General features: G+C 69.2%; 19 protein-coding genes. 5 read left to right on the top strand and 14 right to left on the bottom strand.

The window, feature by feature from the left end; translation table 11 throughout:
• Window positions 1-42 precede the first annotated feature (42 nt).
• The gene (locus AB0389_RS03445) at window positions 43-1,062 is read left to right on the top strand and encodes an AraC family transcriptional regulator (RefSeq protein ID WP_366393626.1); all 1,020 of its coding nucleotides are present in this window, start codon (window positions 43-45) and stop codon (window positions 1,060-1,062) included.
• A gap of 86 nt (window positions 1,063-1,148) precedes the next feature.
• Here the strand turns inward: AB0389_RS03445 and AB0389_RS03440 are convergent, their stop codons facing one another.
• Window positions 1,149-1,559, bottom strand: a complete 411-nt coding sequence (locus AB0389_RS03440) for a hypothetical protein (protein WP_366393625.1) — start codon at window positions 1,557-1,559, stop codon at window positions 1,149-1,151.
• Between the two features lie 101 nt (window positions 1,560-1,660).
• On the opposite strand from AB0389_RS03440, the gene AB0389_RS03435 reads away from it, so the two are divergent.
• Window positions 1,661-1,807, top strand: coding sequence for a hypothetical protein (locus AB0389_RS03435; RefSeq protein WP_366393624.1), 147 nt, complete (start codon window positions 1,661-1,663; stop codon window positions 1,805-1,807).
• A 31-nt stretch (window positions 1,808-1,838) separates the two neighbouring features.
• On the opposite strand, the gene AB0389_RS03430 is transcribed toward AB0389_RS03435, so the two are convergent.
• From AB0389_RS03430 to AB0389_RS03405, 6 genes are all read right to left on the bottom strand, one after another.
• A complete protein-coding gene (locus AB0389_RS03430; RefSeq protein WP_366393623.1) occupies window positions 1,839-2,801 on the bottom strand; it encodes a VCBS repeat-containing protein in 963 nt (320 codons plus the stop codon).
• Between the two features lie 152 nt (window positions 2,802-2,953).
• Complete coding sequence (locus AB0389_RS03425; protein WP_366393622.1) at window positions 2,954-3,421, bottom strand: hypothetical protein; 468 nt, start codon at window positions 3,419-3,421, stop codon at window positions 2,954-2,956.
• Between the two features lie 712 nt (window positions 3,422-4,133).
• Complete coding sequence (locus AB0389_RS03420) at window positions 4,134-4,325, bottom strand: hypothetical protein (RefSeq protein ID WP_366393621.1); 192 nt, start codon at window positions 4,323-4,325, stop codon at window positions 4,134-4,136.
• A gap of 107 nt (window positions 4,326-4,432) precedes the next feature.
• On the bottom strand, window positions 4,433-4,627 hold the full coding sequence (locus tag AB0389_RS03415; RefSeq protein WP_366393620.1) for a DUF397 domain-containing protein: 195 nt from the start codon (window positions 4,625-4,627) through the stop codon (window positions 4,433-4,435).
• A gap of 5 nt (window positions 4,628-4,632) precedes the next feature.
• Window positions 4,633-4,821, bottom strand: coding sequence for a DUF397 domain-containing protein (locus tag AB0389_RS03410; protein ID WP_366393619.1), 189 nt, complete (start codon window positions 4,819-4,821; stop codon window positions 4,633-4,635).
• Window positions 4,818-5,696 (bottom strand): helix-turn-helix transcriptional regulator, encoded by an 879-nt coding sequence (locus AB0389_RS03405; protein ID WP_366393767.1) that lies wholly within the window; start codon window positions 5,694-5,696, stop codon window positions 4,818-4,820. Before AB0389_RS03405 ends, AB0389_RS03410 begins: the two co-directional genes overlap by 4 nt.
• Before the next feature lie 215 nt (window positions 5,697-5,911).
• Here AB0389_RS03405 and AB0389_RS03400 point away from each other — a divergent pair, with 215 nt between their 5' ends.
• The 3 genes from AB0389_RS03400 to AB0389_RS03390 all read left to right on the top strand — a co-directional run bounded on the left by AB0389_RS03400 (window position 5,912) and on the right by AB0389_RS03390 (window position 8,359).
• Window positions 5,912-6,364 carry an ATP-binding protein gene (locus tag AB0389_RS03400; RefSeq protein ID WP_366393766.1) on the top strand — a complete coding sequence of 151 codons (453 nt, stop codon included), beginning with the start codon at window positions 5,912-5,914 and terminating at the stop codon, window positions 6,362-6,364.
• Between the two features lie 577 nt (window positions 6,365-6,941).
• Entirely contained in the window at window positions 6,942-7,961 is a 1,020-nt protein-coding gene (locus AB0389_RS03395; protein WP_366393618.1) for a hypothetical protein, read from the top strand.
• Between the two features lie 56 nt (window positions 7,962-8,017).
• Window positions 8,018-8,359 (top strand): DUF6087 family protein, encoded by a 342-nt coding sequence (locus AB0389_RS03390; protein ID WP_366393617.1) that lies wholly within the window; start codon window positions 8,018-8,020, stop codon window positions 8,357-8,359.
• Window positions 8,360-8,428: 69 nt separating this feature from the next.
• Here the strand turns inward: AB0389_RS03390 and AB0389_RS03385 are convergent, their stop codons facing one another.
• The 7 genes from AB0389_RS03385 to fusA all read right to left on the bottom strand — a co-directional run bounded on the left by AB0389_RS03385 (window position 8,429) and on the right by fusA (window position 21,299).
• Window positions 8,429-10,804, bottom strand: coding sequence for a GH92 family glycosyl hydrolase (locus AB0389_RS03385; RefSeq protein ID WP_366393765.1), 2,376 nt, complete (start codon window positions 10,802-10,804; stop codon window positions 8,429-8,431).
• Window positions 10,805-11,099: 295 nt separating this feature from the next.
• Window positions 11,100-12,713 carry a hypothetical protein gene (locus AB0389_RS03380; protein WP_366393764.1) on the bottom strand — a complete coding sequence of 538 codons (1,614 nt, stop codon included), beginning with the start codon at window positions 12,711-12,713 and terminating at the stop codon, window positions 11,100-11,102.
• Window positions 12,714-12,986: 273 nt separating this feature from the next.
• On the bottom strand, window positions 12,987-15,392 hold the full coding sequence (locus tag AB0389_RS03375; RefSeq protein ID WP_366393616.1) for a YncE family protein: 2,406 nt from the start codon (window positions 15,390-15,392) through the stop codon (window positions 12,987-12,989).
• Window positions 15,389-15,955, bottom strand: coding sequence for a hypothetical protein (locus AB0389_RS03370; RefSeq protein ID WP_366393615.1), 567 nt, complete (start codon window positions 15,953-15,955; stop codon window positions 15,389-15,391). The genes AB0389_RS03375 and AB0389_RS03370 overlap by 4 nt, the downstream gene beginning before the upstream one ends.
• Before the next feature lie 158 nt (window positions 15,956-16,113).
• The gene (locus AB0389_RS03365) at window positions 16,114-17,523 is read right to left on the bottom strand and encodes a glycoside hydrolase family 43 protein (RefSeq protein ID WP_366393614.1); all 1,410 of its coding nucleotides are present in this window, start codon (window positions 17,521-17,523) and stop codon (window positions 16,114-16,116) included.
• A gap of 305 nt (window positions 17,524-17,828) precedes the next feature.
• Window positions 17,829-19,022: an elongation factor Tu gene (tuf, locus tag AB0389_RS03360; protein ID WP_366393613.1), complete on the bottom strand. Its 1,194-nt coding sequence runs from the start codon at window positions 19,020-19,022 to the stop codon at window positions 17,829-17,831.
• A 150-nt stretch (window positions 19,023-19,172) separates the two neighbouring features.
• A complete protein-coding gene (gene fusA / locus AB0389_RS03355; protein WP_366393612.1) occupies window positions 19,173-21,299 on the bottom strand; it encodes an elongation factor G in 2,127 nt (708 codons plus the stop codon).
• Between the last annotated feature and the right edge of the window lie 16 nt (window positions 21,300-21,315).

Here is a 21,315-nt window from a genome sequence, read left to right as displayed (position 1 = left end):
GGTCGCGTAGAGTTGCCTGATCCTCTCAGCAAGGAGTACGGCATGCAGGAGCCCGCCACGCACGGACACAGCACGCGAGAGCCTGCCGAGCCGAATCGCGCCATGCTGGACCGGCTGAGCGCGGCCATCGACCGGCACTGTGTGGGCCTGAGCGCGGACACCAGGATCCCGGGGCTCTCCCTGGTCTCGGTCGGTGAACCCATCGAGCGCCATGACCAGCTGTACGAGCCGATGATCTGCTTCGTCAGCGACGGCGCGAAACGCACCGCCGCGGGTGATCTCTGCGGGGGCGCCGACGCCGGCAGCATGCTCCTCATCACCGTCGACCTGCCCGTGGCCGTCGACCTGGCGAAGGTGCCCTACCGGGCCGCCGTCATGCGGCTCGACGGCCAGACCTTCGCCGACCTGCTCATCGAACTGGACGAGACGGACCCGCCCACCCCGTCGGCCGCGGCAGCGGCGGGGCAGGCCAGTGCGCAGATGACACCGGAACTCCTCGACGCGGTCACCCGCTGGGTCGAACTCCTCGACACCCCCGAGGACATCCACGCGCTCGCCCCCCGGATCGAGAGCGAGATCCTCTACCGGCTGCTGCGCGGCTCGCTCGGCGCCATCCTGCGCCAGTGGTCACCGGCCGACTCGGCCACCAACCGGGTCCGCGAGGTGGCCCGTTGGATCTGCGAGCGCTACACCGAACCGCTCAGCATCGACGCGATCGCCGCCGTCGCGCACATGAGCCCAGCCAGCCTGCACCGGCACTTCAAGGCGACCACCGGCATGAGCCCGCTCAAGTACCAGAAACACCTGCGCCTGCAAGCGGCCCGCCGCCGCCTGGTCACGGGCGACGCCACCGCGGCCCAGGTCGCGGAGGCGGTCGGCTACGTGAGCGCCACCCAGTTCAACCGCGAGTACCGCGCCACCTACGGCCTCCCGCCCGGCCAGGACGCGGCCCGCCTCCGCACCCGCCTCACGGAGCAGCGCACGGCGCCGGCGCCTGCGTCTGTGCCAGTGCCCGTGCCTGACGGGCGTAGCGGGACGCATGGGACCTCAACTCTCGGTTGAAGACCCGAATGATGGACTGGACACAAGCACACGACTGCCACTTCGACACCGACCGCGTCCCCAAGCTCCTTGAGCAGGTGGAGCACTCACAACACGGCAGCGGCGCCGAAGCGTGGAAGGAGCTGGGATACCGGCTGCTCCTTGAACATGACCTCGTATCGCCCGCCGGTTTCGCCGCCCTGCCAACGCTGGTGCGTCTCGCCCACAGCAGCGCGAACGCGCGTCGTCTGGCCGGAGAGATCATGGAGCGCGCGGCAGGACCGCACGGCTGCGACGAACTGCTGACGGACTCCGCCGATGCGGTCTCGGAGTTCCGTGAGCTGCTGAACAGGCACCTGCGATCGCGCCCGGCCGACGACTACCTCGCCGCCTTCCGCGCACTGCTCGCGGTTGAGGAGCAGTACCACTGGGCGGCCGTGCTGGGAGACTTCACGGACGACTTCTACCACCTGGCCTGCCCCCACTGCGCCGTGGAAGTGACCGTCGCAGTCGGCCACCACGGGCGCTACTCGGCGATCCGGGACTGGAACCTGGGCGACGTGGACCGACGCGCCCTGCGGCCGGCCTCCGCCGAGGAGCTGTCCGGCACGGGCCGTGGATGCACGAGATCGCCGCCCGGGACGGCCAGAACGTCCTGGCCAGCGGAATCCTCCACCTGTTCGGCAAGGCGGAGTGCGCTCGCTGTGCGAGCGTCTTCACCATCTCGGCCGAGTACGCATCCGCCAATCTCCCGGTCCTGCGGTAAGCCACCGGCACGACCTGCCCCACGGGCATGACTACTTGAAGCCGGAAGCGCGTGTTTTGTAGACGCCGTGGCCGACCGCTCGGCCATCACGGGGAGCCGCGGGAAACCCACCCGGCAAGACGTGGACCTCGGTGCTGCCCGTCCCGGTGTCGCTCTTCTTGATCGCCACCAGATCGGGGCGACCGTCACCGCTCCAGTCGGCGAACGCGAAGGCGAACGTACGGTCCGTCTCGTGCAACGCCGTGCCCGTCTGAAGGATGAACTGCCGATACCCCGACGCACCCGACAGAACATGCACCTCGGTACTGCCCGTCCCCGTCCCGCTCTTCTTGATCGCCACCAGATCGAGGTGGCCGTCGCCGTTCCAGTCCGTGACCGCGAAGTCGAACGTGCTGTCCGTCTCGTGCAGCGCGGTCCCCGTCTGCAGAATGAACTGCCGATACCCCGACGCACCCGACAGAACATGCACCTCGGTACTACGCGTTCCCGTCCCGGCCTTCTTGATCGCCACCAGATCGAGGTGGCCATCACCGTTCCAGTCGGCGAAGGCAAAGGCGAACGAACCGTCCGTCTCGTGCAACGCCGTACCCGTCTGAAGGATGAACTGCCGGTACCCCGACGCACCGGACAGGACATGAACCTCGGTGCTGCCCGTCCCGGTCCTGCTCTTCTTGATCGCCACCAGGTCGAGGTGGCCGTCGCCGTTCCAGTCGACGAACGCGAAGGCGAACGTACGGTCCGTCTCGTGCAACGCCGTCCCGGTCTGGAGTACGAACTGCCGGTACCCCGACGCACCCGAGAGAACGTGAACCTCGGTACTGCCCGTCCCCGTCCCGCTCTTCTTGATCGCCACCAGATCGGGGCGACCGTCACCGCTCCAATCGGCGAACGCGAAGGCGAACGTACGGTCCGTCTCGTGCAACGCCGTCCCGGTCTGCAGGATGAAGCTCTGGAACTCGAATCGGCGCGGAGTCTTGACCAGTCGTATGACCATGCGTAGAGCCTCCTGATCTGGGAGTCCCCCAGCGGCATGACACTAGCAAGCCGCAGACTGACCAAGGCAGTTGTCAGTTGTCAGTTGTCAGTCGTCGGGTACGGAAGCACGCCTCCGACGCATACGAGACGAAGTCGGCCCGGTCCCTCGGCTCAGCCGAGATCGGCCCACGTACTCATCGTCGCTTCCAGCGTCCAGATACGGACCTGGGCCTGCACACGGGTGGAGTAGAGGTCGCGCTCCACCACGATGCTCAGATCGCCCGTCCCGAGCTGCTGCCGCGCGGCGTGGTCGACAAGGTCCATGCCCGTGACGCCGCCGCCGCACAGGGACATCAGGAGCGAACCGTCCCACGTGCGCTCGTGCAGCACCCAGGGTGCTTCGCCGAGCGCGGTCTTCCGCAGCATCTTCATGAACGTGGTGGCGCACCGGCGCCGGGCCGCCCCCTCCTTGATCTGGAAGACGTGGTTCCCGGTCTCCACCACCGTCGCGGTGGGCAGGATGAACTGAACACGGTCGGAGAGCCTGCGGTCCATCTCGGCCAGCACGTCGGCTCTGTGGTCGTTCATGTAGGGAACGTCGAGGATCTCCACGAAGACGGACGTATCGAGGAAATCCACGACGGGAAGCTCTAAGACCGACCGGCACATGGGGGGTGGGTGAAGGAGCGGGGCTGGGTGCGTGTGGCTGCAAGGCGGAGGATTGAGTCAACGCGGAGCGGATGGGGTCTCCCCTGGTCGAGCGAAGCCGAGACCTTGGAGAGGAGTGACGACAACGCCGCAGACGTGCGTGCCCAGCCCCGTGACGCCGCCCCCATGTGCCGGTCGGTCCAAGCCCGTGGCCGGCCGACGCTGCTTGCTCACAGACTCACAGGCTCCTCAAGAAGTCCTCGACGCTGACCGTGCCCACGTCCCTGGGGCGTACGGCGTCCGGAAGCCGCCCCTTGGCGACGGCGTCCCCCAGGTCGCCGGCCGCCAGGAGATCCACGTACCCGGGCAGCTCGGTGAGAGGCGTCAGCCTGCTCTCTCCCGTCTCCGGATCACGGGTGCAGACGACAACCCCTGAGTGGTCCTGCGCGGTGAGCGCGTTGAGCAGGACGGGCTGTACGTGGTACGGCCGTCGACCTTACTGATGTCTCCAGTAACAGCACCCACAATGCACCGTCCAACAGGACAGGCATACGGACATGGGCCACCGCTCACCCGGGCTACGAGAGGCAGCTTTCCGACGCGTACGGGACGAAGTCGGCCCAGGGCCGTGCGCGCGGCTCGGGGCGCGCGGCATGCGGGGCCGCTGGCGGCCGGGGCGGCTCGTCGGCGGGGACGGACCGCGTCAGGTGACGGCACGCACCACGAGCCGGACGACTGTCATTACTCCTTGCCCGATCCACTCGAACAAACCTGCCGGTACGGCCAGGTCGGCGGCGTCGGCGACCACGTCCTCGCGGCCCTCCCCCGCACGGCACCGAGGGCAGGAACGGGGCCAACTGCGCTTCTGCGCACCGCACTTCTTGCACTTCGTCATGGCGGTCATTCTGGTCTGCTGCCCCACCCCGCCGGATCGTCTGCGTGGTGTAGGCGCACGCTCCCGATCTCCTCCTCGTGATGTACGGGCCGTACGCCTCCGGGTGGTCAGCGTTCGGAGGCGTACGGCACGAAGGCGGCCCAGGCGGGGGCGGCGAAGCCGAGGTGGGGGCGGTGGGGGTCCTTGGAGTCGCGAACGTGGACGGCGCTCGGGGTGGCGGCGACCTCGACGCAGTCGTTGTCGCTAGGGCCGCTGTAGCTGCTCTTGAACCAGTCGGCGGGTTCCGAAGACTCCAAGGACATCCCGCTCACCTCTCCGATGCGTACGAGACGAAGTCGGCCCAGGCGCCGGGGCCGAAGCCGAGGTGCGAGAGCTGGACGTCCTTGGAGTCGCGGACGTGGACGGTGCTCGGGGTGGCGGCTACCTCGACGCAGTCGTTGTCGTTGCTGCCGCTGTAGCTGCTCTTGAACCAGTTCAGCTCAGACTCGCGGATCATGTCTCTCCCAGCACTTTCTCGATGAAGGCCAGCGACTCCCGTGGGCTGAGAGCCTGCGATCGGATGATCCCATATCGCATCTCCAGGATCTGAATGTCTTTCGGGTCGGAGAGCACCCGGGTGGTGAGTTGCCCCGACACGTATCCGGCCGCAGAACCGTCCCTCAGCTTCAGCACTTGGAGTTCACCACCCATTCCGGCATGGTCCTCTCGATCCGTCGGCATTACCTGGATCTCCACGTGCCGCAACTTCCCTCGTTCCAGCAGGTGTTCGAGTTGTCGGCGCAATACCATTCTGCCCCCGATCGGCCGCCGTAGCGTGGCCTCTTCCTGGACAAAGGTGAGCGTGGTCACCGGCGTACGGTCGAAGATCTCCTGCCGTGCGATACGGGCCGCCACGTACCGCTCACGGTCGTTCGGGGCGAAGGCCGGGCGCCGGACGTCGAACAGTGCCCGCGCGTACTCTTCCGTCTGCAACAGCCCGTGAAGATTGTGGTTGCCGTACGCTCCCAGCTCTACCGCCTCCGCCTCCAGCCTCGCCAGGTCACGGATCTTCTTCGGGTACCTCGCCTGCGCCACATCCACCTTCATCGCGGCGATCTTGCCCTCCGCGCCCAGCGCCCTGTCCGCCTTGTCCAGGAACTCCGGCCTCGGGATGCGCTTGCCCGCTTCCACCTTGTAGATCTGGTTCTCGCCGTACCCGATCTCCACCCCGAACTCGGCCTGGCTCAGCCCCGCTGCCACGCGCCAGAGCTTGATCTGGCGGCCCACCGCCACCATGACCGCTCGCGAGTCGTCGTCCAGGTCGGCGGCCTCCCAGTCGGGCTCGTCCGCGCCGTCCGTCGTGAAGTCCTTGGCCTTGCCGTCTGCACCCACTTCGTACACCTCCGGAATCGTGTCGTCATGGCTCAATCCCCGTACCCCCACTCAAGGTCACGGCCCGCGACCCGGACAGCGCCCTGACAGAAAAGCGCCCGGACTGTACACATCACCGTCCGTAAGGGGATGCTCACTGTTCAGGCTAGACATATCCGGCCACTCTGTGTGATGTGAACCACGAAATCGTCGATACCGAGCTCGACGCCTGCCACCTGCCCCTCACCCAATCCGCGCCGTACTCCGAGGAGTTCCGCGTCCAGTTCTCGTCCACCCGCAGAGGCGCCCGGCTGGCGCGGCTGCTGGCCGTGGAGCAACTGCGTTCGTGGGGGCTGCCCTTCGACGCGGCGGCGCAGGTCGTGGCGGAGCTGGCGACGAACGCCGTGCAGCACGGCCGTACGCCAGGACGCGACTTCCGGGTGCGGCTGCTGCGGCCCGCGCCGGGGGTGTTGCGGATCGAGGTGTCCGATTCGCAGGGCAACCGGCTGCCCGCGACCGGGCGTCGGCCGGTGGGGCCGTACGAGGAGACGGGGCGCGGGCTCGCGCTGGTCGAGGCGCTGGCCGAGCGGTGGGGTGTGACGTCCGGGCCGCCGCCGTGCAAGACGGTCTGGGCGGAGCTGAGCTTCTCCGAGGCAGAGGGCGGGGCCGAGGTGTCGTGGACGCCGTAACCGTGCGCGTCCTGTGGGGCGTTACGTCGATATCGCTCAGCCTCGTCGTCCTCGCGGCCGGGGTGCTGTACGCGTGGATGGGGAGCCCGGCGCGGGCCGTTCCGCCGGCGCCGCCGACTCCCCTGGAGGCTGAGCAGGGGTACTCGTACACCTGTTACTGCTACCGGGATCCGGTCCAGGTGACCGTACCGACGCACCAGCGGCCCCGCCTCCACGGACGGGGCCACCGGAGCCCGGGAACACGGGCCCAGGTGGGACGGGCGTCGCGGCTGCGGGACGTTAAAAGACCAAAGAACCTAGGGAAATAACCAACCCAACCCAACCAAACCCCGGGCAGGTCACCCACACGGGTGATCTCGCCCTGGACGGCTGGCTTTTGGTGTGTTCGGGGAGGCAGGCTCAGCCTCGACACACCGAACAGCACCAGAACATGAGACGGCCCCCGGCCGGGACTGGCATCCCGATCGAGGACCTGACCACCAAGGAAGAAAAGAGCTTCCCGATGGCTAAAAGCCAGTTTAATGCGCTCGCACGCATCCGTTACGTAGTTCGCAAGTCCGCATCCGGAGTGATGAAGATGACCGAATTCCAGAACCCCGGCTTCACGATCGTGGGCGATCACCTCGCCCAGCACCCCGACCTGTCGTTCTGTGCGATCGGCCTGGCCACCTACATCCAGTCGCTGCCCGAGGGCGCACCCGTGGACATCAGGACGCTGGCGGCGAGGTTCCCGGAAGGGCGCGAGCGGATCGCCGCCGCCATGCGGGAGTTGGAGGCCCACGGGTACATCGAGCGGCGCCGCATGCGGACGCCCGAGGGCAAGATCGTCACCCGGACGATCTCGTACAACAACCCCGAGGCCACCCGTGCCCGCCTCGCACGCGAGGCAGCCGCCGCGCAGGGGGCCCGGCCGGGCCAGGGCCAGAGCCAGGGCGGCGAGCCCGCGCCCGAGGAGCCTGAACCAGCGCGGCCCCCTGTTGCTCCGGACGTCCTGCCCGCCCCTACTCCGACCACCGCCGCTCGCCACACGCCGCCCGCCACGGCCGCCGACGCACCGCCCGTGCCACCGGCGCCGGCCCCGGCTTCCGCGCCGGCCCCGGCCCCCGCGCGGGAGCCCGCCGTACGGGAAACCCCCGTACGGGAAACCCCGTCGCCCCCGCTTCCCCAGGCCGCCGCACACGACCTGGACCGCCGCCGCGCCGCAGCCGACCTCCTCGCCGGGCTGCGCCGCGACGACCCGCGCCTGCTCCTCTCGGAGCGGGACGTACAACGCCTCGCCCCGGGCGTCGAAGCCTGGCTGGAACGCGGCACCACGCCATACGCCGTACGCCACGCACTGACCGCCGCACTCCCGCCCGACCTGCGCCACCCGGCCGCCCTCCTGGCCCACCGCCTCACGGCGCTGCTGCCGCCCCCACTCCTGCCGTCGCCCCCGCTCCAGGCCGCGCCGCCCGTCGGCGCCGTAACCGCTCCCCGCCCGCACCCGCTCCAGAACTGCGACCGTTGCGACCGCGCCTACCGGGCCCCGGAACCGGGCACCTGCCGCGGCTGCACGGCAGCGGTCGCGGCCCAAGGTGGTCATGTCCAAGCCGCCTGAGCTGCCTGAGCTGCCCGAGCTGCGGATGAGCGGCCCTTGAGTCGTAAGGAAACGGAATGGACGACGAGCCGCTGTCCGAGTGGGCGGAACGCCGTGACGCGAAGATCGGGCAGCTCCGTGCCCTCCCGCTGGTGCCGGGCGACGGTCCACAGGGCTCCCACGTGAACCCGGACGCGCCCCGTGTCATCCAGCGATGGAACGGACACGCGTGGGAACCCCATGGGTTCGCCGTCAATCTCGCCGAGGCGAAGCGCATCCTGTACCCGCAGGCCGGTGAGCCTCCCGTCTCGGAGCCGGAGCCGGTGCCCGCGCCCGCGCAGAAGCCGCTTGGCGCAGGCACCGGCAGGCACCGTAAACCTCCGGCGAAACCTCCGGCGCCCGGGCCCGGCAAGCGCTGAGCCTCAGGAGTGGCCCGGCGCCCCTGGGAGGGACGCCGGGCCGGGCGGCAGAGCCGACGGCCGCACGCGTCAGCGCGGCAGGCGCTCCGGGGCCGTTGCCCAGGTCGTGTTCGGGCTGTCGGTGAGGCCGAAGGTGAGTGATCCGCCCTTCCGTACGAGGGAGCCGTCGACCCACGAGGCGTCGCGCGTACGGCCGTTGAGGCGTACGGAGTCGACGTAGGAGTTCGTCGTCGACGCGTCCGGCGCGCTGATCGTGATCGCGCCGCGCCCGCCCGCCGGGGCGATCACCGCGCGCGGGAAGAGCGGGCTCGTCAGGAGGAGGTCGGCGCGGCCGGGGGTCTGCGGGTAGATGCCGAGCGCGGCGAAGACGTACCAGGCGGACATGGTGCCGAGGTCGTCGTTGCCGGGGAGGCCGGCGGGGCCGGTGCCGTACACCGCGTCGACCAGTTCGCGCACCGTCTCCTGGGTCTTCCAGGGCTGCCCGAGCGCGTTGTAGAGCCAGGGCGCGTGGATGCCCGGCTCGTTGGTGGCGTCGTACCGCAGCGGGTCGCCGCCGCGCAGCGACCAGGAGCCGTCGGGCTTGTGGAAGAAGCCGTCCAGCCGCGCCGCCGCGATCTCGCGCCCGCCCATGGCGTCGGCCAGGCCCTGGACGTCCTGCGGCACCATCCAGGTGTACGTGGCCGATGTGCCCTGGGCGAAGCCGCGGTCGGAGGCGGGGTCGAAGGGGGTGACCCAGGAGCCGTTGAGGTTCCTGGCCTGGATGTAGCCAACGCCGTTGCCGGCCTGTGGGTTGAAGACATTGCGCCAGTAACCGCCGCGCGCCTCAAGCTCCTTGGCCTCAGCCTCGCGGCCGAGGAGCTTCGCCCAGCGCGCGAGCGCCGAGTCCGCCACGGCGTCCTCCAGCGTCTCGGCGGCGCCGCCCCAGCAGTGGCACACGTCCTGGGCGGCGTAGTGGGAGTCGAGGTACTGGGCGAGGTTGGGACGCTGGCCCTCGCACTGGCCGGGGCAGCCGGCGTCGGACAGGCCGTCCGGGTGCGGGACGGTGGCCTGACGGTAGAGGGAGGCGAAGGCGCCCTTGACGTCGAAGTTACGGACGCCCATGGCGTAGAAGGTGGCCAGGGTCGCGGCCGTGGGGTCGCCGGTCATCACATGGGTCGCGCCGCTGATGTGGACCCAGCGGTCCCAGACGCCGCCGTTCTGGCGCGCGAAGTTGAAGAGCGACTGCGCGAAGTCGCCCGCCACGCGCGGTTCGAGGAGGGCGAGCAGCTGCACCTGGGCGCGGTACTGGTCCCAGCCGGAGAAGTTGCTGTACTGCGCGCCCTGCCCGCGTACGACACGCTGCGTCTCGCCGACCCTGTCGGTTTTGTCGTCGGGATTGCGGGCCATTCCCGGGTAGCGGCCGTCGCGGTCGCTGATCAGGTTGGGCTGCTGGAGCGCGTGGTAGAGCGCGGTGTAGAAGGTGGTGCGCTGCGCCTCGCTGCCCCCGCTGATCCGCACCGCGCGCAGCTTCTTGTCCCAGACGGCCCGCCCGGCCGCCGCGACGTCGGCCGCGCTCGCGCGGGGGGCTATCTCGCCGCGCAGGTTGGCCTCGGCGCCGGCGAGGGAGACGTACGAGATGCCGAGCCGCATCCTGACATCGTTGTCGCTCGCCGTGTCGAAGCTGACGTAACCGCCGGAACCGCGACCCGCCCGGTCCGCGCCCGTGAGGTACCCCTCGCCGCCGTCGGCCGTCGTGGCGCCCGGCGAGAGCGTGCCGTCGCGCCAGGTGCCGACGCCGGAGAAGGCGCGGTCGAAGGACGCGGTGAAGTAGAGGCGGTAGTAGCTCGTACGGTTGTTCGAGCCGCCGTTGGCGCGCCGCCCGCAGAACGCGCCGGTCTCCACCCAGCCCGTCACCTTGCGGTTCTTGGCGTCGATGTCGATGTGCGCGTCCTTGCTGCCGTTGAGGGAGTTGGAGACGCGGAAGAGCAGATTGGCCGGCTGGTCCGCCGGAAACGTGAAGTCCGCGACGCCGGCCCGCTCGCTGACGGCGAGGTCGGTGGCCGCCCCGGAGTCCAGCTTTACGCGGTAACGCCCGGGCTCGGCGTTCTCGTTGGCGTGCGTGAAGCCCGACGCGTACTTCTGGTCCTTGGTGTCGGCGGTCGGCGAGGAGTCCACCTCCCCCACGAACGGCATGACCGGTACGTCCCCCGCCGCGCCCGGGTGGCACCCGGCGCCGTTGACGTGCGTGAGGCTGAAGCCCCGGACGCGGGTCGTGTTGTACGAATAGCCGTTGGCGGCGGCGGTGTTGGTCTGATCACCGGCGGTGCTGGTCGGGGACCAGGCGATCATCCCAAAGGGCAGATTGGCCCCGGGGTACGTATTGCCGCCGTTCGCCGACCCGATCAGCGGATCGACGTACGCGGAGGGGCTGCGCACCTCACCCGCGGGTACGTCCACGGCGCCCACAGCGCCCGCGGCCCCCGCGGCCCCCGCGACGGGGGCGGCGACGAGGAACGGCGCGATCAGCCCCCCGACCGCCGCGGCCACCACTCCCCCACCGAACCTGCCCGGTCTCCCGGGTCCGCTCCTGGAAAACACACTCATCGCTGGCCTCAACCTCTCGTCAGCCGTGCTCAGTTGGAGATCGGCAGTGACGATAGGGCCACCCGGCGATCCCCACCATGCCCCGCGAGGCACAAGCGGTGAAGCTTGGATGAAGTCGCCAGGTGTTCCCGCCGGCCGGTCGGCGGCCAGTCGGCGGTCAGTCGGCCAGGGCGGTTTCCGGCGGAAGAGGGCAGGTGAGCGGAAGGACTCGTTCGGTCAGCCGGCCCGTGAGGTGGGTTTCGGTGAGGACGGCGTCGGTGAGCCAGTCCGCCGCGGTCAACCGCTCCACAAGGTGGGGCAGTTCGACGGGGTCGACGGCGCAGCCGGATACGAGGGACTCCAGGGCGATGCCCCGGCCGCCGGAGGGGCCGAGTTGGCCGTCGCCGCAGATCCGGGTGGCGAGTGTCAGGGCGAGCAGCCGGACGTCCGCAGGGGCCTTGCGCTTGCGGAGCTTCTTCTCCGAGACGACTCGCTGGGCCCATCCGCTGAGCTTGGGCCGCATCTTCCTGCCGAACGTGAACGGTCCTGGCGTGTCCGGGTGGGGGGTGAGGGACGGCACGGTGATGGGGGTCGGGGATTCCGGCCGGGAGGCGAGAAGGTCGGCGACGGTGCCGGGGAGCTCCAGCCAGCCGCACCCGGCCAACTGCTCGGTCAGCAGCTCCGGATCGGTCAGTCCCAGTGCGGTGATGTCCTGTCCGACGAGATTGCCGGCGCCGCTGTGCGCGGTGCGCAGGGTCAGCATCACCACCAGCAGGCGGGCTTCCGGGCCGGGGAGCGGGGTGTTGGCGGTGGCGTGAGCGAGGACGGACCGGGCGAGATCCCACTGCGCGGGACCTGGCAGCAGGCGGGCCACGGCAGGCCCGTCGCCGACCGTAATGCCGGTGCGCTGCTGGTGCTGGAGGAGGGCGGCGGCGGCGGCCTGCTCGGCGCGTTGGCCGTCCAGCCGCAGGCTCGTGTCGCCGGTGGCCTCGGCCCAGGCGGCGAAGGCGCGCGCCTTGCGCGTGTGGAGGTCGGCGAGCTGCGCCAGGTCGGGCTCGTCGCGCCGCTGGTAGGCGCGGAAGAGATCACCGAGTTCCATCAGCTCGTCGCGCAGGGCGACGGGCCGCAGGTCGTACGGGATGATCCGCTGCGCGATCTTCGCGCGCCGGGAGCGGCTCCGCGCGGGCGCGGTACGGGACGCGGGCGCGGTACGGGAGACGGGCGCGTTCTGCGGACCGGCCGCGGACATCGCGGCGGGTGCCGAGGCGCTGTGGGAGAACTGCACGCTCGCAGCCGGAGCTGGGGCCGGGACCCGGCCAGGGGCACGGCCGGGGGCACGGCCGGGGGCACGCCCGGAAGCGGCCGGAGCCGGTGCGGCGGCAGTCGAGACGATCTTCGTGCCGGGCGTGGCTGCCGCGCAGCGTGCGCAGCACTCCATGGCCCGCCACCAGCGCCCGCCCCGGTCGCCGAGCACGGCCAGAACGACCGCTCCACCGCACCGCCAGGGTTCGGCGCGCTCACGCTCACCACGCTCGGCGGGCCGGACATGGGCGCGGCAGCCCTCGGACTTGCACGCGCAGTACGCATCGGCCCGAGGCCCGGCAGCGGCCCGCAGATGGGCCTTGAGATGCTCCACCGCCGCCGCACGGCCCTCCGCCGCGGACGGCAGAAGCTGCGCGGCACAGGAGGGACGGCCGCACGAGACACGCACCGCCGCGCTCTCGCGGCCGACCGCGTCCAGACGCACCGTCCACCTGCGCCCCAGCACCCGTTCATCCAGCTCGCCGGTCATGACCTCCGCCACCTGACTACCTCCTTCTGGTGTCCCCACCGTCTGCCGCCATCACCAACGGCGGGCCCCACAGAGCCTCCTCCGCCTCCGGCGTGCTGATCCACACTGGTAAACGACGATCAGCCGTATGGGTGACCGCTTTGAAGAACATCTGGCCGGTTCCCGGCGACGACGGGCCGATCGGACACCGTACGGAAGCGCCCGGCGCCCCTGGGGATTCGGGGCGCCGGGCTGGTTGTGCGGTGTGCGTTGTGGTTGTCGTACGGGTAACTGTCAGCCGGTGACGGAGATACGGCGTCGCCGTACAAGCACCGCCGCCGCGCCCGCCAGGATCAGCAGGGCCGCCGTGCCGGCCAGCGGGAGTACGGAGCTGCCGGTGGAGGCGAGGCCGCCGCCGGTGCCGCCGATGGTGTCGACGCCGCCGGTGGTGTCCGCGCCGCCGACGGTTCCGCCGGTGGTGTCCGAACCACCCGAGGTGGAGCCGCCCGTGGTGGAGCCACCCGAGGTCGTACCGCCGCTGGTCGTGGTGGTGCCACCGTCGGTGGTCGAACCGCCGTCCGTGGAACCACCGTCGGTCCCACCATCAGTGGTGCCACCATCCGTGGTCCCGCCGCCATCCGTCCCACCATCGGTAGAACCACCGTCCGTCCCACCATCGGCAGAGCCGCCGTCCGTCCCACCATCAGTGGAGCCGCCGTCAGTGGTCCCGCCATCGGCAGAGCCGCCGTCCGTCCCACCGTCGGTAGAACCCCCATCGGCACCCCCATCGGCACCGCCGTCAGCGCCCCCATCGGCACCGCCATCAGCGCCCCCGTCCGTACCCTCGTCATCGGCGGGCTCGACCGTCAGCCGTGCCGCCGACGTCCGCGCGCTGCCGACCACGTTGCTGAAGACCGCGCGGTAGCGGTAGCCGTCATGGGCGGCGAGCGCCGTGAAGGTGAGTTCCGGGGCGGCCGAGCCGGCGATGACACTCCACGTCCGGCCGTCGTCCGTGCTGACCTCCCAGAGCGCGACCGGCGCCGGAGTCGCCTCCGCGGCGGCCGTCAGGGCCACCTCCGCGCCGGCCTTGACCGTGGTGTCCGCAGGGGCCTCCGTCACCTTCGGGGAGACCTGCCGGGCGATCTGGTGGACCTTGCCGTCGGCCAGCGCGTACGCGGTGTGCCGAGGGGCGTCCAGGACCAACGCCGAAGGAGCAGCAGGCAGTTCGACGGCGTCAACGACCGGGGTCTCCCCGGCCACATCGACCACCGCGACCGCCGTGCTGTTCAGCCGGCCCGCGTACAGCGTCTTCGTGTCCCCGTCGAACGCCAGGTACTTCGGCGCACCCCCGACCGGGATCGTGCCGGTGACCGCGCCCGCGGCCAGGTCGACGACCGAGACCGTACCGGCCGCGATATTGCCCACGTACGCCGTCCGCGTCGACGGGTCGACGGCCACGCCCTGGCTGCCCAGCGCCGTGGTGCCGATGCTGACCGTGGAGGTCAGAGTGGCGGTCGCGCCGTCGATGGCTTCGAGGTTGTTGGCGAAGGTGTACGTGCCGTTGACGACCGCGCCGCCGACGTAGACCGCGTACCCGATGTGGTGCACGGGGTCGACCGTCAGCCCGTACGGCGCGAAGGGCAGCGCGACCGGCTCACCGACCGCCCGCCGGGTCTCCGTGTCGTACACGAGCACCGATTTGGCGTTGGCGACGGCGACATAGAGCCGCCTGCCGGCCGGGTCGAGGGCCATCAGCCCGACGCTGCCCGGGACGGTGATGGGTTCGCCAACCGCCTCGCCCGTACGGGAGTTGACGACGGCGACCGCGTTCGGCCGGGGTACGTAGAGCAGGCCGGCGTCCGGGTCCAGCGCCATGGAGGCGGCGGTGGCGGTGCCGGGGCCGGTCAGCGGGTCGCCGGCCGGTTCGCCGGTCGCCGGGTCGTACGTGGAGAGGCCGCGCGCCTCGCTGACGTGGACGCTTCCGTCGGCCGGGTCGACGGCGACGGCCGCGGGGCCGGTGCCGAACGAGCGGGTCAGCGCGTGCCGTACGGTCCCCTCGGGCACCTCGGGCGTGGGCTCCTCCGTACCGTCACCGTCGCCCGTACCGAAGGTGACCGGGACGATCACGTCCTGGGCGCGCTCGGTGAGGTGCGTGTGATCGGCCTTGGTGACGACGGCGCAGCGGACCTGGGTGCAGTCGATCTCCGCGTCCTGCGCCTTGACGGTGAGCTGGAGTTCGAACCCGCCCTTGCCGTCGGCCTGTTGGGTGAAGGGCTTGACCATCTCCGTCGCGTAGTCGGGCGGGTTGCTGGAGATCCAGTACGAGGATCCCGAGGAGCCGGTGGTGTCGGCGCCGCCGAGGCAGGGGGTGGGCTCCTTGCCGGTGTCCGGGATGACGCAGAAGGCGAGGTAGATGCCCTTGTCGAGGGCGTAACCGGAGCCGGTGACGGTGACGGTGGCGCCCTTGGGGGCGAGGCCCTCGGTGGACGAGACGGTAAGGGTCTGCCCGGTGGGCCCGGTGCCACTACCGACAGTGGCACTACCGACAGTGGCACTACCGGCGGTGGCACCACTCGCAACGGCCACCGCCGCGACGGGCGCCGCACCGGTTACTCCGGTGATCAGCAGACCCGCCGCGGCGGTGGCCGCGAGAAGACGGCCTCTTTTGGTGAGAGGTCTTTTCGGGAGGAGTGAACTCACTGGAAGGTCACCGGCACATAGACGTCGTAGTCACGGTTGTTGGAGTCGAAGTGGTCGGCGCGCGTGACGATGGCGCACTTCACACCGTTCTGGCCGCAGGTGACACCGGAGGCGATGTTCGGGTTGACGTGGATCGGCACGGAGAAGCTGCCGACGCCGCCGACGTTCGTGTACGGGGACGAGTTGGAGCCCGCAAGCCAGTACCAGTCGCTGTTGATCCAGTGCGAGGCGCCGGTGGTGCCGGCCTCGTCCTGGCCACCGAGACACGGCGTGGGCTTGGCGGTGAAGGTGCTGGAGTCGTTGGTGTCGACGCCGTCGGGGATGACGCAGAGGCTGACGTAGATCCCCTTGGCGATGTTGTAGCCGCTGCCCGTGACCGTGACGTTCTCGCCGGCGGCGGCCAGGGTGCTGGGCGCGGTGACCGAGAGGTTGTACGTCGCACTGCCGACGGTGACCGTGCGGCCGGCGGTCGCGGCGGACGCGGAGCCCGCGAGGCCGACGGTGAGCGCGGCGGCGGCGAGGCCGGCGACGGCGGTACGGGCGAGGAGAGCGGTTGGACGCATGAAGAAGGACACCTTTCAACGCGTAACGAGCGAGCCCGCCGCAGAAGCGAGCTTAGGTAAGGCATACCTAAGTATAAGATCGGCAAAGCGTCAACACCTTGCCGTCACTCACTCCTTGAAGGACCCTCATCAACTCCCCAACTCCCCTCTCCCGACCGTCAGTACCCGACGGAGAAGGTCGCGTCGGCCAGCTCGGTAGCGGTCGACACCGGGTCGATCCGCAGCAGGCTGTCGGCGTGCCGGATGTAGCGCGTCGGGAAGTTGTACGAGCGGAACGACGTCCAGGAGGAGTCGGCCAGCCCGGCGGTCCGGTGGAACGTGGCGTCGGCGGCGAACGCCGAGGTGCCGTCGTTCTCGTCCAGCCGCAGGTTGTAGCTGTAGTGGCGCAGATAGCGGGCCGGATAGTTGACCGACTGGAAGGACACGCCCGCGCTGTCGGCGAGGCCCGGCACGAGCTTCCAGTGCGCGTCGGTGTACGGGTCGAAGGGGTACGGGTCGATGCGGCCGACGAAGCCGGAGTGGCGGACGTAACGGCCCGGGTAGTTGTAGGACTTCAGCCGGTTCCAGGCCGGACTGCCCCACCGCGCGACGAGGTTGGAGTACTCGCTCGCGGTGATCGTCGCGATGGTGCAGTGCTTGGAGTTGACCGGCTGGGTGTAGAGGCGCTGGTCCACGGCCGCCCAGGTGCCGGCGGCGAGACTGCCGCTCTGCCAGGCGTAGAAGACACCGTTGGGTGTGTAGGTGTCGCCCCACAGGTACCAGGTGCCGGAGGTGAGGGATTTCACCAGCGTCGGCGCCTCGGTGCCGCCCTGCGCGACCGGCGTGCTGAAGGGGGTGAAGCTGCCGGGGGCGAGGGTGGTGGAGCGCGCGCCGACGAGGGCCTGATCCTTCTTGTAGTACAGGTAGTTGACGCCGTTCACACCGACGGCGAGGTCGCCGTCGATGACGTCGTAACCGGGGTCGAAGAAGACCTGCGGGGCCGTGGCCGTGACGAAGTCGGTGGTGTAGTTCACCATGATCACGTTGTGGCCGCTGGAGTTCACGGCCGAGTAGATGACCCCGTACTGCCCGCGCCCCGCGTCCCAGTACGCCTCGGGCGCCCAGCTGTGGGTGGCCATGTCGTGCAGCTTCAGCAGCCGGTAGCCGGTGAAGGTGCGCAGGTCGGCGGAGTCCCAGACGTGGATGTACTGGCTGTTGCGGCTCCAGTCGGTGCCCTTGAGATCGGTGGCGATCACAACGAAGCCGCCGTCCTGCTTGCGCATGATGAACGGATCCCGCAGCCCGGCCGCGCCCAGGGTGGGCACGACCACGGGGTTGTTCTGGTTCAGCGGCATCCACTGGAGCCCGTCGGTGCTGACGGCCAGATGCAGCCCGTAGTCGTCCCCCAGCCCGCTGGGCGACTCGGTGAAGTAGCCCATGACATAGGCGGAGTCCACGGCGTACGCGGGCCGCACACCAAGGCTCAGCGCCCCACTCAGGGCCAGCGGTACGGCCGCGGCGGCGCCGAGAAACAACCGCCGCGAGGGGCGGGGGCGGGGGCCTGAGCCGGTACCGGTGCTCGTGCTCATGTGCTCTCCAGGGTCCGAAGGTCCGTGCGGGGACAGTGGCGGCCGATATACCGAACACGGTTCGGCAAACCGATCAGAAGCTAGAGGTAGGACAGGTACACGTCAATCGTTCGGACATTCCTCGGTGCTTCCACCACTGCACGGCACCGACCAACGGCACCAGCACCAGCACCGGCACCGGCACCGGCACCGGCCAACAGCAACGCAAAGGGCCCCGCCCACCATCCGCAAGGACAGTGCACGGGGCCCTTCAGGTCGCTCCGGGGAGCTACCAGGCCGGATCAGGCCCGATCATCCGAGGATGATCAGACGTTGATCTTGGTGACCTGGCCGGCGCCCACGGTCCGGCCACCCTCACGGATGGCGAACTTGAGGCCCTCCTCCATGGCGACCGGCTGGATCAGGTTGACCGTCATGACGGTGTTGTCGCCCGGCATGACCATCTCGGTGCCCTCGGGAAGGGTCACCACGCCCGTTACGTCCGTGGTACGGAAGTAGAACTGCGGGCGGTAGTTGTTGAAGAACGGGGTGTGACGGCCACCCTCGTCCTTCGACAGGATGTAGGCCTGGGCCTCGAACTCGGTGTGCGGCGTGACCGAACCGGGCTTGATGATGACCTGGCCGCGCTCGACGTCCTCGCGCTTGATGCCACGGAGGAGCAGACCGACGTTCTCACCGGCCTGGCCCTCGTCGAGCAGCTTGCGGAACATCTCGATGCCGGTGACCGTGGTGGTGGTCTTGTCCTGCTTGATGCCCACGATGTCAACGGTCTCGTTGACCTTGAGGACACCACGCTCGATACGACCGGTGACGACGGTGCCACGACCGGTGATCGTGAAGACGTCCTCGATCGGCATCAGGAACGGCTTGTCGACGTCACGCTCGGGCTGCGGGATGTGATCGTCGACGGCCTGCATCAGCTCGAGGACGGTCTTGCCCCACTCGGCGTCGCCCTCAAGGGCCTTGAGCGCCGAGACCTTGACGACCGGAAGGTCGTCGCCCGGGAACTCGTAGTCCGAGAGCAGCTCGCGAACCTCGAGCTCGACGAGCTCAAGGATCTCCTCGTCGTCCACCATGTCGGCCTTGTTCAGCGCGACAACGATGTACGGCACGCCGACCTGGCGGGCCAGGAGCACGTGCTCCTTGGTCTGCGGCATCGGGCCGTCGGTGGCCGCGACCACGAGGATGGCGCCGTCCATCTGCGCCGCACCCGTGATCATGTTCTTGATGTAGTCCGCGTGACCCGGGCAGTCGACGTGCGCGTAGTGACGCGACGCCGTCTGGTACTCGACGTGCGCGATCGAGATCGTGATACCGCGCTGGCGCTCCTCAGGAGCCTTGTCGATCTGGTCGAAGGCCGAGGCCTCGTTCAGGTCCGGGTACGCGTCGTGCAGCACCTTGGTAATGGCGGCCGTGAGGGTCGTCTTACCGTGGTCGATGTGACCGATGGTGCCGATGTTGACGTGCGGCTTAGTCCGCTCGAACTTCGCCTTCGCCACTGGGTCCTCCTGGAGTGGTTCTGTACGCCTTACTCATCGGCGCCAGGTGATCTTTGCTGGGATGCCGGGGCCCTGCGTATCCCCCACCGCGATGCGGCGGGGATACCCCAGGACTTCCGGTGACAAGCCTAAAGCGTGGACTCGGAAGAGTTACTCGCCCTTGGCCTTCGCGATGATCTCCTCGGCGACGTTCCGGGGAACCTCGGCGTAGGAGTCGAACTGCATCGAGTAGCTTGCGCGACCCGATGTCTTGCTGCGGAGGTCTCCGACGTAGCCGAACATCTCCGACAGCGGCACCAGGCCCTTGACGACCTTGGCGTTCGCCCGGTCCTCCATGGCCTGGATCTGGCCACGACGGGAGTTGATGTCGCCGATCACATCGCCCATGTAGTCCTCGGGCGTGGTGACCTCGACGGACATCATCGGCTCGAGGAGTACGGGAGACGCCCTGCGGGCACCTTCCTTGAACGCCTGCGAACCGGCGATCTTGAAGGCCAGCTCCGAGGAGTCGACCTCGTGGTAACCACCGTCGAGCAGCGTGATGCGCACACCGGTCATCTCGTAGCCCGCGAGGATGCCGAACTGCATGGCCTCCTGCGCGCCGGCGTCCACCGAAGGGATGTACTCCTTCGGGATACGCCCACCGGTGACCTTGTTCACGAACTCGTACGAGGTGTCGCCACCCTCGATGGGCTCGATCATGATCTGCACCTTGGCGAACTGCCCGGTGCCACCGGTCTGCTTCTTGTGGGTGTAGTCCACACGCTCGACGGTCTTACGGATCGTCTCACGGTAAGCGACCTGCGGCTTGCCGACGTTCGCCTCGACCTTGAACTCGCGGCGCATCCGGTCGACCAGCACCTCAAGGTGGAGCTCGCCCATACCGCCGATGACGGTCTGGCCGGTCTCCTCGTTGCTGTGCACCTGGAAGGAGGGGTCCTCCTCCGCGAGGGACTGGATGGCGACACCCAGCTTCTCCTGGTCACCCTTGGACTTGGGCTCGATCGCGACCTCGATGACCGGGGCCGGGAAGTCCATGGACTCCAGGATCACCTGGTTCTTGTCGTCGCACAGCGTCTCACCGGTGGTGGTCTGCTTCAGGCCCATGACGGCGACGATGTCACCGGCGCCCGCCGACTCGATCTCCTCACGCTTGTTCGCGTGCATACGGTAGATCTTGCCGATGCGCTCCTTGCGGCCCTTCACGGAGTTCAGCACCGCGGTGCCGGACTCCAGCAGGCCGGAGTACACCCGGATGAACGTGAGCTTGCCCAGGTGCGGGTCGCGCATGATCTTGAACGCCAGCGCGGACAGCGGCTCGTCGACGGACGGCAGGCGCTTGACGACCAGCTCGGGGTCCTTCACGTCGTGGCCCTCGATGGCCTCGACGTCGAGCGGGGTCGGCAGGTAGCGCACAACCGCGTCGAGCAGGGGCTGAACACCCTTGTTCTTGAACGCGGTACCGCAGAACACCGGGGTGACGGTGGTCGTGTCGGACTTGCCGGAGGCGATGGTGATACGACGGATCGCCGCGTAGAGCTGCTCCTCGGTGGGCGTGGTGCCCTCCAGGTACAGCTCCATCAGCTCGTCGTCGTTCTCCGAAACGGTCTCCAGCAGCTTGGCGTGCCACTCCTCGGCGTCCTCGGCGTACTCGGCCGGGATGTCGACGACGTCGTACATCTCGCCCTTGGCCGCCTCGGCGGACCAGACGAGGGCCTTCATCGTCACGAGGTCGATGACGCCCTGGAAGTCGGCCTCAGCACCGATCGGAAGCTGCATGACGATCGGAACCGCGCCGAGGCGGTCCGAGATCATCTCGACGCAGCGGTGGAACTCCGCGCCGGTCCGGTCGAGCTTGTTGACGAAGCAGATACGGGGCACGCCGTAACGGTCGGCCTGGCGCCATACCGTCTCGGACTGCGGCTCCACACCGGCGACACCGTCGAACACGGTGACGGCACCGTCGAGGACGCGGAGCGAACGCTCCACCTCGACCGTGAAGTCCACGTGACCCGGGGTGTCGATGATGTTGATGGTGTGGTCGACGTCGTCGAGCGGCCAGTGACAGGTCGTCGCGGCAGACGTGATGGTGATGCCGCGCTCCTGCTCCTGCTCCATCCAGTCCATCGTGGCAGCGCCGTCGTGGACTTCACCGATCTTGTAGCTCACACCGGTGTAAAACAGGATGCGCTCGGTGGTCGTCGTCTTGCCCGCGTCGATGTGGGCCATGATCCCAATGTTGCGGACCTTGGCCAGGTCAAGCGAAGTGGTGGCCATAAGGCTCAATCTTCTC

It is taken from the genome of Streptomyces sp. NPDC093109 (genome assembly GCF_040701725.1).
Taxonomy (GTDB): Bacteria; Actinomycetota; Actinomycetes; order Streptomycetales; family Streptomycetaceae; genus Streptomyces.
The sequence above is the reverse complement of the archived record's forward strand: the minus strand, read 5'-3'. Positions and strand labels throughout refer to the sequence as shown.

Excerpts from the sequence above, each read along its gene's own strand:
- AB0389_RS03395 (WP_366393618.1), top strand. The coding sequence starts at position 6,942 with ATGACCGAATTCCAGAACCCCGGCTTCACGATCGTGGGCGATCACCTC.
- AB0389_RS03380 (WP_366393764.1), bottom strand. The coding sequence starts at position 12,713 with ATGACCGGCGAGCTGGATGAACGGGTGCTGGGGCGCAGGTGGACGGTG.
- fusA (WP_366393612.1), bottom strand. The coding sequence starts at position 21,299 with ATGGCCACCACTTCGCTTGACCTGGCCAAGGTCCGCAACATTGGGATC.
- AB0389_RS03435 (WP_366393624.1), top strand. The coding sequence starts at position 1,661 with ATGCACGAGATCGCCGCCCGGGACGGCCAGAACGTCCTGGCCAGCGGA.
- AB0389_RS03430 (WP_366393623.1), bottom strand. The coding sequence starts at position 2,801 with ATGGTCATACGACTGGTCAAGACTCCGCGCCGATTCGAGTTCCAGAGC.
- AB0389_RS03365 (WP_366393614.1), bottom strand. The coding sequence starts at position 17,523 with ATGAGCACGAGCACCGGTACCGGCTCAGGCCCCCGCCCCCGCCCCTCG.
- AB0389_RS03410 (WP_366393619.1), bottom strand. The coding sequence starts at position 4,821 with ATGATCCGCGAGTCTGAGCTGAACTGGTTCAAGAGCAGCTACAGCGGC.
- AB0389_RS03420 (WP_366393621.1), bottom strand. The coding sequence starts at position 4,325 with ATGACGAAGTGCAAGAAGTGCGGTGCGCAGAAGCGCAGTTGGCCCCGT.
- AB0389_RS03445 (WP_366393626.1), top strand. The coding sequence starts at position 43 with ATGCAGGAGCCCGCCACGCACGGACACAGCACGCGAGAGCCTGCCGAG.
- AB0389_RS03415 (WP_366393620.1), bottom strand. The coding sequence starts at position 4,627 with ATGTCCTTGGAGTCTTCGGAACCCGCCGACTGGTTCAAGAGCAGCTAC.
- AB0389_RS03370 (WP_366393615.1), bottom strand. The coding sequence starts at position 15,955 with ATGCGTCCAACCGCTCTCCTCGCCCGTACCGCCGTCGCCGGCCTCGCC.
- AB0389_RS03390 (WP_366393617.1), top strand. The coding sequence starts at position 8,018 with ATGGACGACGAGCCGCTGTCCGAGTGGGCGGAACGCCGTGACGCGAAG.